Here is a 13014-nt window from a genome sequence, read left to right as displayed (position 1 = left end):
AACAACTTGAGATACTGCTATAATAATCGGCTTACTGATTCGTTTTGGTACGGGAAGTCGACACGGGGTTGATTTTCTGTCTATAAAATCTTAGGTGCATTCCATGCACTTTGTTACACCACAAGGCTACAACCCATGTCATCCAGTGAAAAAACTTTCCGTGAACTCGGCCTTGCCGAGCCTTTGTTGCGTGCTCTTGACGAGCTAGGTTACGAAAAACCAACGCCAATCCAGTCTGCCAGTATCGAGCCATTAATGGCCGGTAAAGACATTTTAGGTCAAGCACAAACAGGTACCGGCAAAACCGGCGCATTCGCGCTACCGCTACTTAATGCCATTGATCCAACTGCCAATATTCCACAAATTTTAGTATTAGCACCGACCCGTGAACTTGCTGTGCAAGTTGCCGAAGCGTTTGCTAGCTACTCTAAATTTATGAAAGGCCTACACGTATTACCTATCTACGGTGGCCAAAGCATGCATCAGCAGCTTAATGCCCTACGTCGTGGTCCACAAATCATCGTTGGTACACCAGGTCGTGTGATGGATCATATGCGTCGCGGTACCCTTAAGCTTGATAGCTTGAAGGCCATGGTATTAGATGAAGCCGATGAAATGTTAAAAATGGGCTTCATCGATGATATCGAATGGATCCTTGAGCACACGCCAAAAAGTCGCCAATTGGCACTCTTCTCAGCCACCATGCCTGAGCAAATTAAGCGTGTTGCCAACAAATATTTAGAAGCCCCAACACACATTAGTATCGCTGCAAGCCATACTACGGTTGAGTCAATCGAACAGCGCTTCGTTCAAGTGTCACAACACAACAAACTTGAAGCCTTAGTGCGCGTATTAGAAGTTGAAAATACCGAAGGTATTATCATCTTCGTTCGTACCCGTAACAGCTGTGTCGAACTGGCCGAGAAACTCGAAGCCCGTGGTTATGCTTCATCGCCCCTGCATGGTGATATGAATCAGCAAGCCCGTGAGCGTGCCGTTGACCAACTTAAGCGTGGCAAATTAGATATCCTCATTGCCACCGACGTTGCGGCTCGTGGTCTTGACGTTGAGCGTATTGGTCATGTAATTAACTACGATATTCCTTACGATACTGAAGCTTACGTTCACCGTATCGGCCGTACAGGTCGCGCTGGTCGTACTGGTATGGCTATTCTATTCGTGACACACAGAGAGATGCGTATGCTACGCACCATCGAACGTGCCACGAAGAGCCGTATCTCGCCAATGAACGTGCCTAGCCCAGAAACAGTAACTGAGCGTCGTCTTTCTCGTTTAGGTGAGCAAGTGGCGAACAGTATCCAAAATGATTCTTTAGATTTCATGGAAGGCGCTGTCGCTCAACTATGTCAACAACTGGAAGTCGATACCGATATCCTAGCCGCTGCACTGTTGAATATCGTTCAGAAAGAGCGTCCACTACAGTTACCTTCTATTCAAGAGCGTCAACGCGATAGCCGTGATGAGCGTAACTCTCGTGATCGTGGTGAGCGTGGTGAGCGTGGTGAGCGAGGTTCTCGTGAACGTGGTCGTCGTGATTCACGTCCAACACCGACTAACCTAGGTCAAGCCGATACTCTTAAAGATCATCCAGATGTGAAGATGTGTCGTTACGTGCTTGATGTGGGTCGTGACCATGGTGTCGGTGTGGGTAACATCGTTGGTGCCGTAGCAAACGAAGCCAACATCGACAGCCGTTACATTGGTCAAATCCAGTTATTCGACCAAATCACTGCTATCGATTTACCAGACGGTATGCCGAAAGATGTACTGCAACACCTTAAGAAAGTACGTGTTTGTGGCAAGCCTCTAAATATCCGTGAAGCGGGTACTGAAATGGCTAAAGGTGGTGCGAGTGCTGACACTGGTCGTCCACCACGTCGTCGTAAGCCTGCTGGTGATCGTAAACCACACCGCAAAGGTGGTAAAGATAACGCTTAATTGCGGATCGTAAATGCAAAAAAGGAGCCTAATGGCTCCTTTTTATTGGGTTAAATTTCACATCTTTATACTGATTGGTAAAAACCATTAAAAAAACGGCTATCACCTAAGGCGATAGCCGTTTTTATTTCGGTTAACTAGGCTTAACAAGTCAACACATAGTTAGTTTATTTCAGGTCGAAGCGATCTAGCTGCATCACTTTCACCCAAGCCGATACGAAATCATCAACAAACTTGTTATCAGCATCGTCCGATGCATACACTTCAGCAATTGCTCTTAACTCTGAGCTAGAACCGAAGATAAGGTCAACTGGCGTCGCTTGCCACTTCAACTTACCTGATGCACGGTCATGACCAAGATAGATACCTTCTTGCTTACCATCTTTGGTCCACACTGTAGACATGTCGAGTAAGTTAACGAAGAAGTCATTGCTTAGTTGGCCAGGCTTATCGGTAAATACACCGTAAGATGAGCCATCATAGTTCGCATTAAGACTACGTAAACCACCAACCAATACTGTCATTTCAGGTACATTCAAACCCAGTAAGTTTGCCTTATCAACCAACATCTCTGTTGGTGACATGTAGCTCTCGGTAGAGTAGTAGTTACGGAAACCATCAGCATCAGGCTTAAGGTAGTTGAATGATTTCACGTCGGTTTGTGCTTGCGTTGCATCTACACGACCAGGGCTAAATGGCACAGTCACCTTATGACCCGCTTGCTTAGCCGCATCTTCAATCGCTGCTGCACCACCAAGAACAATCACGTCAGCCAAAGATACTTTGCTAGATGACTTCTTGTTGAACTTAGATTGTACCGATTCAAGCTTAGCCAGTACTTTGCTCAACGTTTTAGGGTTGTTTACTTCCCATTGATTTTGAGGCTCAAGATTGATACGAGCACCATTAGCACCGCCACGCATATCGGTTACACGGTGGCTAGATGCCGCCGCCCATGCGGTACGAATAAGATCCGCGTTACTTAGGCCAGAATCTAACAACTGCTTCTTCAGGCTAGCAACATCGCTAGCAGAGATAGTCTTACCTTCAGCCTTTGGTAATGGATCTTGCCATAACAAGACTTCGCTTGGCACTTCACTACCTACGTAACGAGCACGTGGGCCCATATCACGGTGAGTCAGCTTGAACCACGCCTTAGCAAAGGCCTTATCGAACTCAGTTGGATCTTTTCTGAAACGTTCCACAATCTTACGGAAGCTAGGATCTTCTTTCAGTGCCAAGTCAGTGGTGAACATGATAGGTGCGTGGCGCTTATTAGGAATATGCGCATCAGGCACTAAAGTCGCTGCCGCAGCATTATCTGGGACCCATTGTGTCGCACCAGCAGGACTCTTAGTTTGTACCCAGTTAAAGTTCATCAAGTTATCTAAGTAATTTGATGACCATTGTGTTGGGGTTACAGTCCAAGCACCTTCTAGGCCACTAGTAGTGGTATCGGCACCCACACCTGAACCACACTTGTTCTTCCAACCTAAACCTTGATCTTCAATCGCCGCAGCGGCAGGCTCTTTACCGATACAATCTTTAGGCTTTTTAGCACCGTGGGCCTTACCTAAGGTGTGACCACCCGCGATAAGCGCAACGATCTCTTCGTCGTTCATCGCCATACGACCGAAAGCCATTCTGATATCTTCAGCGGCTAATAGTGGATCAGGCTTACCATGAGGACCTTCTGGGTTAACGTAGATTAAGCCCATTTCAACCGCGGCTAACGGCCCTTTTAACTTACCTTTTTTATCACGACGCTCATCTTTCAGCATCGCAGTTTCTGGCCCCCAGTAAACTAAATCTGGTTCCCAATCATCGGTACGGCCGCCAGCAAAACCAAAGGTCTTAAAGCCCATAGATTCAAGTGCAACGTTACCCGACAGCACCATCAAGTCAGCCCAAGATATCTTACGACCATACTTTTGCTTGACTGGCCAAAGTAGACGACGAGCTTTATCTAGGTTGGCATTATCTGGCCAGCTGTTGAGTGGGTCGAAACGTTGTTGACCACCAGAAGCACCACCACGACCATCGTTGACACGATAAACACCGGCACTGTGCCATGCCATACGGATCATTAATGGGCCATAATGCCCCCAATCTGCAGGCCACCAGGCTTTAGAGTCGGTCAATGTGGTTTGAATGTCTTTTTTCAGTTGAGCAAGATCGATCGTCGAGAATTCTTTTGCATAATCAAAATCTTCCCCATAAGGATTTGACTCTGCACCATGTTGACGTAATGGGCTTAAATTCAGTTGATCAGGCCACCAAAATTGATTGGTTTTAGCCTCTGCTGCTACAGGTGTTGATAAGGTGGCCGTCGACAATGCAACTGAAAGTGCTGCAGCAACGGGGAGCATCCTTTTAATCATAATAATTCCTCACTTTAGAATGTGCTCATAAATAAACTTCCTATTTAGAATAGAAATGAGAATTATTTTTGACTAATTGATTAGATTGAAGATAATGTTCAATAAATTCAATCGTTATCAAAATGACAAACAAATATCATTTAAAACAATGAATTAAAATGAAAAAAGCGAATATTCACTCGTTACAGAAAGGCCGGGGTGATAAAAATAAAACTGCATTTATGTTAATGTACTAATCTATTGAATTAGATTGATTTTTTAACTTATCACTGCCGTGATATACATTTGGTAACCTAATGATCTCAATAAAACAGCTCTGTTATGCGTTGGCACTGGAAAAGACCCTGCACTTTAAAAAAGCCGCCGATGCCTGCAACGTGTCACAGTCAACTTTAAGTACGGCCATAAACGAGCTTGAAAAGCAGTTAGGACTGATGATCTTTGAGCGTAATAACAAACAAGTATTGGTTACCCACGAAGGTCAAATTATCTTGGCTAAAGCCAAGAAAGTGAAGCTGGAAATGGATGAGTTATTACAACTGTCACGCACCAACAAACAACCGTTTAGCAGTCAAATGACCCTAGGAGTGATCCCTACAATTGGCCCCTATTTACTGCCAAAAGTCCTACCCGAATTAAGAAAGCAGTACCCCGAATTCAAGCTTAAGATCATCGAAGATCAATCACAGAACCTAGTGGATATGCTTAGAGATGGTGAAATCGATGCCGCGGTATTAGCCTTGCCTTTTCCCATCGACGGATTAATGAGTTTCGATTTTTGGCAGGAAGATTTTTACTGGGTTAGCCATAAAGACGAATGCTCAAGCCAGATGCAAGAGATCACCAGTGAAGAGTTAGAAATCAAAAAACTTATGCTGCTCAAAGATGGTCACTGCCTGAAAGAGCATGCCCTTGCAGCCTGTAGTCTACAAAAACAGAATCAAGAGTCAGAGTTTGACTCGGCAAGTTTACATACTTTGATCCAGATGGTCGCAGGCAAACTGGGCAGCACATTAGTCCCACAGATGGCCTTAGATCAGCTTATCTATAACGAGTCTGAGCTACGCGCTATTCACTTGAACGAACCTGGTCCGCACCGCACCATTTCATTAGTGATCAGACCCAATTATGTTAGAACCAATGAAATCACCCTGCTAAAACGCCTATTCAATAATCAGCTCACCCAAAAATGCGCTCAGGATTAAGCTAGCAAAGCTTTATCAATCAGCAAACTCAGTAACAGCACTTTAGTATTATGGTCTTGCGTATAAGTTATTGTTAATAATAACTACTCACGATAAAACAGGCACAGCTAAAACTGCCTGCCGAACAACTTCGTTTTGTATCTCCAGTTGTGGCAAAACAAGGTAAATCTATTTATTCAATTATATAGGGATAAAAAATGACAAGGATGATCCTCGCACTGACACTACTGTCTATCACTAGCTTTAGCTACGCTTCCAGTCTGCCTGAATGTGACACCTCTGAGTGCAAAGAGTATTTCAAGGCCTATAAAATCTTAACTAAGCGCGGCCACTCCGATGCTATGGCTACCCTTGGAGAGCTTTACTACGCTGGATATGGCACAGAAAAAGACCCAGAACAGGCACTAAAATGGTTTAGGCGCGCGGCAAAATTCGGCAATACCACAGCACAATACAAAGCCGGTGTCATGTATTTACAAGATACTGACGAGCAAGATATCGATAAAGGCATCACACTGCTAAAACGCAGCACTAAAGTCGACTTTTCACCCAGCGCATTCGTGTTAGGTAAAGTCTACCTGAGTAATGACTTGGGCAAACAAGACTTAGCAGAAGCAGATCATTGGCTGGCGAAGGCTTATGAACTAGACAACAAACAAGCACAATATTTCTCAAAAAAACTCAAAAGCTCACCTCAAGGTGAAACCTTAGCTTTGCCCGCACTCTACGCCTTAATCGATGCCGATAAATCGGTGCCAAGCGGAAGCCCGGCTCCTGTGGGAGAGATGGAAACCATTACTGTTACCGCGCCTGACTATAATCGCTATTTCAATGATGAAATTGCCCGCCTAAATAACAGTCGCCCCGATACCGAAACGGGCACAGGCTCAAATATTGCGGGCCGCACCTGTGCTGAGATGTGGGGTTGTAGCTCTGAAGCTGATAGCTTACGAATCCGTGATGTGATGCTATCGGATTGGGGACTTGAAACCCTGTCATTTAGGATCGATGAACGTTAATTATCGAATATTGCAGACATAAAAAATCCAAAAGAGGCTGTTTCGCCTCTTTTTATATTCTACTCGACTTATATTCTTCTCGACTACAGACGATCAAAGTCAACCTTGTAAGCAAGCGCATCGCAGCGTAAAAATGCTTCGCACGAGTCATTAAGCTGATGATCGACACATTCCATCATGACTATGCCATTAGCCCCGAGGCGCTGCGCTTTGTATTTCAAGTTACCCATGAGCATAGACTCACTCGGTTCAGGCTGATGAGTTCGCCTACGGCAATAAGAAGAAGTTACTTTGCCTAATGGCTCCGCCTTATAGCGGGTTATCTCGGTTAAAGAGTATTCTTCAACCTTATAGGTCTTCAATGCCTCCTCGGGAGATGGATTAACACTGGCATTGATACGCATCGTCGAACATCCCGACAAAAAGGCAATACCGAGAAAAACAATCGCCAAATTACTCCATTTATCATCATCCATAAATTCACTTATCCTTTTATCAATCGATACGACGGATCCCCTTACTAGCCTCTTCAGATAACGCTTTGGCACATTTCTGACAGATGCAAACTGTTGACGGAATGTTTTTGGAATCTACCACCGTTTTCGGCGCAAAAACCTGAAAATGACACCAACAATCTTCTGCCGTTGCCCCATCGGCGACAGCACAGCCATTAAGACCGCTACACAAAGGACAATACTTATCTTGCTCTGGCATAGTTAATATAAAAAATGAGTGTCAGTTTTTTACGCTAACACTCAGTTTATGAAACAACAAATACTTTAATAAGCTACTGTTTCACTGGGTTAATCGGGAAAGCTTTGCTACCTAATACTGCACTGCCACTAAGGCTCTCACCATAGTAGCCCTGATGCTTATGGTATTTCTGTTGTAGGGCCTGGATATCACCTTTATATCTAGGATCTTGTGGCCGCTCATGAGACACCACAAAGGCTGCTACATCCCACGCCTGCTGGTTAGTTAGCTGAATACTCTTACCTAACGGCATATTTTCATAGATAAAATTAGCCGCCGTATTCACTCTATGCATACCCGCACCCCAGTTGAAACTATTGACTCCCCACAAAGGTGGCAGACTATAAACCCCAGCAATCTCTAACCCTTGCCCTTGATCGCCATGACAAGACTGACAATGCGCCTGATACACTTCGGCCCCCCGCTCTGGCGAGTATGCAAGTTCTGGCTTAGGGATCGCAGGAAAACCTCGACCCGGCAATTTAGCCCGCTCGTCCACCGTCATCGCACTGGCAATCACTTCCGGTAAGACAAAATCGTCTCGCTTTCCGCCTTTGAGCAATTCGGCATCGGATAATTCAGGAACCTTGCCGGCCACTTTGTACTTGTCCATTAAACCGCTCATGGCCAACCAATAAGAATAAGCAGATAAAGCAACTAACTCTTCACTGCCCGCTTGCGGAGCCTTGCCATTCATCGAATAAGTAAAGCAGCCTTGGATCCGCTCTTGGTAACTATTCACTTTATCGTTTTTCTTGCGATAAGCAGGATAAGCTAAATAGGCGGCCCACAAAGGCGAAGCATTGGCTTTACGCCCGGCATCCATGTGGCAATTTGAACAGTTCAGTTCATTGCCAACGTATTTACCTCTAAGCTGCTGGGTATCGACAAATAAGCGATAACCCAATCTCACTTTATCTCCAAACGCGCCTTGAGGAATATCTACCAATTCGTCGGGCTGCAGGTAATCAGTACTCGCTACGGGGGCGAGTTTTAATTCGGCTTGCTTATCGGGCAACGCAGTTTGATTAGTCTCAGCGGCACTCGGGTTCGACACCGTCACTAGGCTAAGTCCCGCTAACCCAAGGGTTAAGCTCAGCAGTGAGTTAAATTGATTCATTGTTGGCTCCCCTTATTTAATTTCAGCAAAATATTTGGCTAATTCATCAATCTCTTTAACCGTGAGTTTTTTAGCAATATTGCCCATCATATTATCGGCATCACCGCTTCGAGTTTCCGCCTGCCAAGCGAGCAACTGAGTTTTAATGTAACTGGCTTGCTGCCCTGCTAAACGTGGAAACTGACCGCCACCCAGCCCAGAGGGACCATGACAAGTCACACAAGCGGGAATCAATCTGTCCCAATCACCTTGATATACGAGCTTGATTGTTGGATTGGCATACACTGCCGACTCGCCACGTAGATGTGGCGTCACTAAAGCCACCTCTTGAGATGAAAAATACTGAGCAACTTGTTCTATCGCATCGCCCTGTAACGTCATCGACATGGGTGCCATTGTGGCATTTTGGCGCTTACCGGTTTGAAACAACTTAATTTGCTGACTGATATATTCTGCCGATAATCCAGCGAGTCGAGGCCCTAAAGGTTCAACCCCCTGACCGGTTGGGCCATGACAACTACCACACAGCTGCGCCGATGGCGGCATCGCCACAGGCTCGGCCATCAGTGGCAGCGAGAAAAAGAGTAAAACCGAACTGATTATAAATGCTCTCATGTAAACCTCCTTATTTAGGTCTCTTGAGCTTTTTTGTTGTTATACGTTCGCAGGTTCAGCCACTTGACGCTGTGCCGAAACAAGGCAAAAAATTAACCATGCAATTATTCTACATTAGATTTTTTTAATGCAATAGTCGTAGGCGATATTTTCTGAACATACAATGGACTTTTACTCTGCCAACCTATCACCGTTAAAAACCAAATAGGCTTAGGAATGAATAAGCTAAAACCCTCGGAGCCTAGCTACATTTAACAAATTAAATCGCTCAGATAATCATAGAAGGGATATGGTAATAAGATAATTGAATGAGCGAGAAAACCAGCTTATTTTGATTAAGATCAGCCGCTACAAACAACAACGCCCCAGCAGCAAGCTGAGGCGTTAAATTATGCTAATAATGCGGCTGACTTATTTTCCAGGTCTGACGCCTAATGTATGGCAAATCGCATAGGTTAACTCGGCACGGTTTAAGGTGTAGAAATGGAAATCCTTCACCCCTTCACGAGACAATACTTTCACCATATCAATAGCTACGTTAGCCCCCACCAATTGACGGGTCGAAGGGTCGTCATCTAAGCCTTCAAACTGCTTATGTAACCACGTCGGAATCGACACATTGGTCATACCGGCGAAACGTTTTAACTGCTTGAAATTAGTCACAGGCAAGATTCCTGGTACGATTTCAACATCGATACCTGCCGCCACACAACGGTCACGAAAACGCAGGTAAGACTCTACATCAAAGAAAAATTGCGTGATCGCGCGGTTAGCACCGGCATCGATCTTCTTCTTCAAATTGATTAAATCTGCCTGAGCATTGGTAGCATCTGGGTGTCCTTCAGGATATGCCGCCACCGAAATATCGAAGTCGGCTACCGAACGCAACAAGCGTACTAAGTCATTGGCAAAACGAGTGGGCTTTGGACTGCCTTCAGGTAAATCTCCACGTAGCGCAACGATATCGCGAATGCCAGAATTCCAATAATGCTTAGCCAAGTTAACCAACTCTTCATCGCTTGCATCGACTAAGGTCAAGTGAGGTGCTGCAACCAAGTCGGTTTCTTTTTGAATGCGCTCGATAACGCTATGAGTACGGTCACGTACACCCGAGTTTGCCCCATAGGTGACCGAAACAAACTTAGGGTTGAGTGGTGCAAGGCGTCTGATCGAATTCCATAAGATGGTTTCCATCTCTGGAGATGAAGGCGGGAAAAATTCAAATGACACGTTGATATCACCATTGAGCTCAGACAAGCTTTGGTTCAACGAGTTTGCATGTTGCGCGTGGTGAAAAGCCATCTCTATTTTCCTCAGACGTTCGATAAAATTATTAAATGGACGTTTGGACGTCTATATGTCCATATAATAGAGAAGCTCTGGATGAAGTCAAGCCTAAAAATTGACTCAAATATAAATTCTCTGTTTATAAGATAGACCTAAGGGTTGATCGCGCCATGATCTTTGGTAATTGTCGCTAAACAGCGCAGCCATAAATACAAAAAAGCCCCACCTCTGGGGTAACCAAAGGCGGGGCTTTCAGTTAAAGCGTTTTATTCTTGTAACAGATCGCGACAGATCTGTACCAGATCCGATTGCACTGCTGCTGCGGTCACTTCACGACCCGCGCCAGGACCACGAATGATCAAAGGGTTGGTCTGATAAAAATCACTGGTGATCACAAACACGTTATCCCCAGGCGTTAAGTTAGCGTAAGGATGTACGCTATCCACCCACTCAATACCTACCTGCGCCTTCAACTCGCCATCGAGACAGTCGAGCGAAGCCACATAACGCAGTACCTTATTTTGCTCGGCAGCAGCCTGATATTGCCTAAACATCTCATCATCGAGTTCAGGCATCCGTTGCATAAATTCACTTAACTTAATATCAGCCAAATGACCCGGCACTAAGGATTGCAATTCAATATTATCGAGCTCGATGTCATAGCCAATCTCACGAGCCAGAATCAATAATTTACGCTGCATATCGCGGCCAGAAAGATCATCACGCGGATCAGGTTCGGTGATCCCCAAGCCTTTGGCTTCTAACACCAATTCTGAAAACGGTTTCTTGGCATCATAATTTTCAAACAGCCAACATAAAGTCCCAGAAAAAATCCCACCAACGGCCTTGATACCATCGCCACTGTTATGCAAGTCGTTTAGCACATGTTGTACTGGCAAACCCGCACCACAACTGGCGTTGTAACGCCAAAATAGACGGCGGTTACCCAACTGCTGCTTGAGTTCTTGATAGAAAGCCAATGGCCCAGAACCGGCTAATTTATTGGCGCTGACAATATGTATACCACGAGCAAAAAACTCAGGATATTGCAGGGTCAAATCGGCACTAGCACTGATATCCAGAGCGATAATCTCATCACAATCAAGATTCTGTAACTGTTCAAACAGATGATTATATTGCCAAAGAGTCGCACCCTGCTCGAACTGTTGTTTCCAGTTATTAATGTCAATATCGGTTTCACTTAACAGGGCTTTCTTAGAACTCAACAAACCGACCAATTCGACACTGACTTCCAGCTCACGATTAAGCGAAGGACGTGCACGCTTAAATAGTTCAATCCAAGCTTCGCCGATATTGCCAATCCCCAGTACCAATACGCCAATACGTTTGCGCGGGCCGGCACAGCGACGATGAACTTTTTGAGTCAGTAAATTCACCTGAGACTTAGGCACTAAAGTCACTAAACTCAAACCATCATTACATAATGGATGGGCATCACGGCTCAGTAATCGAGCAAAACCACGACGATATAAATTGGCATCGGCGCTAACTAAGGCCACCAGACCAAGGTCATCTCGTGCTTGTATCTCTTCGATGCCGAGCAGTTGTTGATGGGCATTAAATATTGCCAATGCTTGCTTTTGGTTTTCATGGGTGAAAGCCAGTTCGACACGGCCATTAGCCAGCGACCAATATGCCAAGGGCGTTAATCCCGCTTCAGCAAAACAATTAAGCAGCTGCGGCAAATCGGCAGTTAAACTCAGACTAAACAGTGACACACTCGGCAAGCTAGTGACCACAGGCGCGCTCGCCTGAGAGCTTTTAGGTGCTATCAAAGTAAAGTCGGTGTGCGGAGCGTAACTCGAACGCACCGCTAGACTCACTTGAGTATCAAACAACGGCTGCAAGGTACGGTTATGCAACACTGGAGAGCCAAGGTGCGCAAGACGATTAGCCTCTGTCAACGACATGCTTTTAAGCAGCTTAGCGTCATTAATGCGATTCGGATCGGCATTAAATACCCCTTCGACATCGGTCCAAATCGTAACCCGTTCAATATTGGCTAAACTGGCAAATAACGTGGCGCTAAAGTCAGAACCATTACGACCGAGCAGTAAGGTGTCTCCTTTATCGTTGGCACAGATAAAGCCAGTGATCACCAAACGCTCATTAGGGTGCGCTTCAAGTAAGCTGTGCACTTTCTGCTTAGATTGCTCAATACGGATCTGTGGTACGGCGCCTTCGTCGGCCACCAATAAGGTGCGAGCATCGACATCAGAAGCAGCAACGCCGGACTCCCGCAACAGAGCAGCGAGTAATCTTGATGACCAACGCTCACCAAAACTCACCACCTGATTACGTTGATAATCGTTAAGCTCGTTAATTGAAAGCAAGCTGCCAAGCTGAGCTTTATCGGTAGATAAACGCTCGCGTAAACTACGCGCCTGTTCATTTGAAAGCAGTTGCTCAATCAGGTTTTGCTGATAATTAATCAGCACTTGCAGCTCTTCTTGCCATAGCTGTTTGCTATCGCTCAGCTCCAGTAGTTTATATAAGAAGTTGGTACTTTTACCTGCAGCAGATACCACAATAAGATCGTCGCTATGACCATGAGTCAGTAATATATGAGCGACTCGGCGGTAACAATCTGCATCCGCTAAACTCGATCCACCAAATTTATGCAAATGACAACGTGTCATTTTGTGCTCCCTAAT

General features: G+C 45.3%; 10 protein-coding genes. 3 read left to right on the top strand and 7 right to left on the bottom strand.

What is annotated here, in order from left to right; genetic code table 11:
- Nucleotides 1–135 precede the first annotated feature (135 nt).
- Nucleotides 136–1959: a DEAD/DEAH box helicase gene (locus L1D21_RS01305; protein ID WP_239843423.1), complete on the top strand. Its 1824-nt coding sequence runs from the start codon at nucleotides 136–138 to the stop codon at nucleotides 1957–1959.
- Nucleotides 1960–2126: 167 nt separating this feature from the next.
- Here the strand turns inward: L1D21_RS01305 and katG are convergent, their stop codons facing one another.
- Complete coding sequence (gene katG / locus L1D21_RS01300) at nucleotides 2127–4340, bottom strand: catalase/peroxidase HPI (protein WP_239843422.1); 2214 nt, start codon at nucleotides 4338–4340, stop codon at nucleotides 2127–2129.
- Between the two features lie 296 nt (nucleotides 4341–4636).
- Here katG and L1D21_RS01295 point away from each other — a divergent pair, with 296 nt between their 5' ends.
- Both L1D21_RS01295 and L1D21_RS01290 read left to right on the top strand, forming a co-directional pair.
- A complete protein-coding gene (locus tag L1D21_RS01295) occupies nucleotides 4637–5545 on the top strand; it encodes a hydrogen peroxide-inducible genes activator (RefSeq protein WP_239843421.1) in 909 nt (302 codons plus the stop codon).
- Between the two features lie 197 nt (nucleotides 5546–5742).
- Nucleotides 5743–6564 (top strand): tetratricopeptide repeat protein, encoded by an 822-nt coding sequence (locus tag L1D21_RS01290; protein ID WP_239843420.1) that lies wholly within the window; start codon nucleotides 5743–5745, stop codon nucleotides 6562–6564.
- A gap of 83 nt (nucleotides 6565–6647) precedes the next feature.
- Here L1D21_RS01290 and L1D21_RS01285 read toward each other — a convergent pair whose 3' ends face one another.
- The 6 genes from L1D21_RS01285 to L1D21_RS01260 form a co-directional block, all read right to left on the bottom strand.
- The gene (locus L1D21_RS01285; protein ID WP_239843419.1) at nucleotides 6648–7040 is read right to left on the bottom strand and encodes a hypothetical protein; all 393 of its coding nucleotides are present in this window, start codon (nucleotides 7038–7040) and stop codon (nucleotides 6648–6650) included.
- Between the two features lie 19 nt (nucleotides 7041–7059).
- Nucleotides 7060–7278 carry a cysteine-rich CWC family protein gene (locus tag L1D21_RS01280; RefSeq protein ID WP_239843418.1) on the bottom strand — a complete coding sequence of 73 codons (219 nt, stop codon included), beginning with the start codon at nucleotides 7276–7278 and terminating at the stop codon, nucleotides 7060–7062.
- Nucleotides 7279–7351: 73 nt separating this feature from the next.
- Nucleotides 7352–8437 carry a c-type cytochrome gene (locus L1D21_RS01275; protein WP_239843417.1) on the bottom strand — a complete coding sequence of 362 codons (1086 nt, stop codon included), beginning with the start codon at nucleotides 8435–8437 and terminating at the stop codon, nucleotides 7352–7354.
- A 12-nt stretch (nucleotides 8438–8449) separates the two neighbouring features.
- Nucleotides 8450–9001, bottom strand: a complete 552-nt coding sequence (locus L1D21_RS01270) for a c-type cytochrome (protein WP_239844163.1) — start codon at nucleotides 8999–9001, stop codon at nucleotides 8450–8452.
- Nucleotides 9002–9463: 462 nt separating this feature from the next.
- Nucleotides 9464–10354: a methylenetetrahydrofolate reductase gene (gene metF / locus L1D21_RS01265; protein ID WP_239843416.1), complete on the bottom strand. Its 891-nt coding sequence runs from the start codon at nucleotides 10352–10354 to the stop codon at nucleotides 9464–9466.
- A gap of 251 nt (nucleotides 10355–10605) precedes the next feature.
- Nucleotides 10606–12999 carry a bifunctional aspartate kinase/homoserine dehydrogenase II gene (locus tag L1D21_RS01260; RefSeq protein WP_239843415.1) on the bottom strand — a complete coding sequence of 798 codons (2394 nt, stop codon included), beginning with the start codon at nucleotides 12997–12999 and terminating at the stop codon, nucleotides 10606–10608.
- Between the last annotated feature and the right edge of the window lie 15 nt (nucleotides 13000–13014).

This window comes from Shewanella sp. Isolate11 (assembly GCF_022398315.1).
GTDB lineage: Bacteria > Pseudomonadota > Gammaproteobacteria > Enterobacterales > Shewanellaceae > Shewanella.
This window is presented reverse-complemented; position numbering and strand designations above follow the sequence as displayed.

Excerpts from the sequence above, each read along its gene's own strand:
- L1D21_RS01270 (WP_239844163.1), bottom strand. The coding sequence starts at position 9,001 with ATGGCCGAGCCTGTGGCGATGCCGCCATCGGCGCAGCTGTGTGGTAGT.
- L1D21_RS01280 (WP_239843418.1), bottom strand. The coding sequence starts at position 7,278 with ATGCCAGAGCAAGATAAGTATTGTCCTTTGTGTAGCGGTCTTAATGGC.
- L1D21_RS01305 (WP_239843423.1), top strand. The coding sequence starts at position 136 with ATGTCATCCAGTGAAAAAACTTTCCGTGAACTCGGCCTTGCCGAGCCT.
- L1D21_RS01285 (WP_239843419.1), bottom strand. The coding sequence starts at position 7,040 with ATGGATGATGATAAATGGAGTAATTTGGCGATTGTTTTTCTCGGTATT.
- L1D21_RS01275 (WP_239843417.1), bottom strand. The coding sequence starts at position 8,437 with ATGAATCAATTTAACTCACTGCTGAGCTTAACCCTTGGGTTAGCGGGA.
- katG (WP_239843422.1), bottom strand. The coding sequence starts at position 4,340 with ATGATTAAAAGGATGCTCCCCGTTGCTGCAGCACTTTCAGTTGCATTG.
- metF (WP_239843416.1), bottom strand. The coding sequence starts at position 10,354 with ATGGCTTTTCACCACGCGCAACATGCAAACTCGTTGAACCAAAGCTTG.
- L1D21_RS01260 (WP_239843415.1), bottom strand. The coding sequence starts at position 12,999 with ATGACACGTTGTCATTTGCATAAATTTGGTGGATCGAGTTTAGCGGAT.
- L1D21_RS01290 (WP_239843420.1), top strand. The coding sequence starts at position 5,743 with ATGACAAGGATGATCCTCGCACTGACACTACTGTCTATCACTAGCTTT.
- L1D21_RS01295 (WP_239843421.1), top strand. The coding sequence starts at position 4,637 with ATGATCTCAATAAAACAGCTCTGTTATGCGTTGGCACTGGAAAAGACC.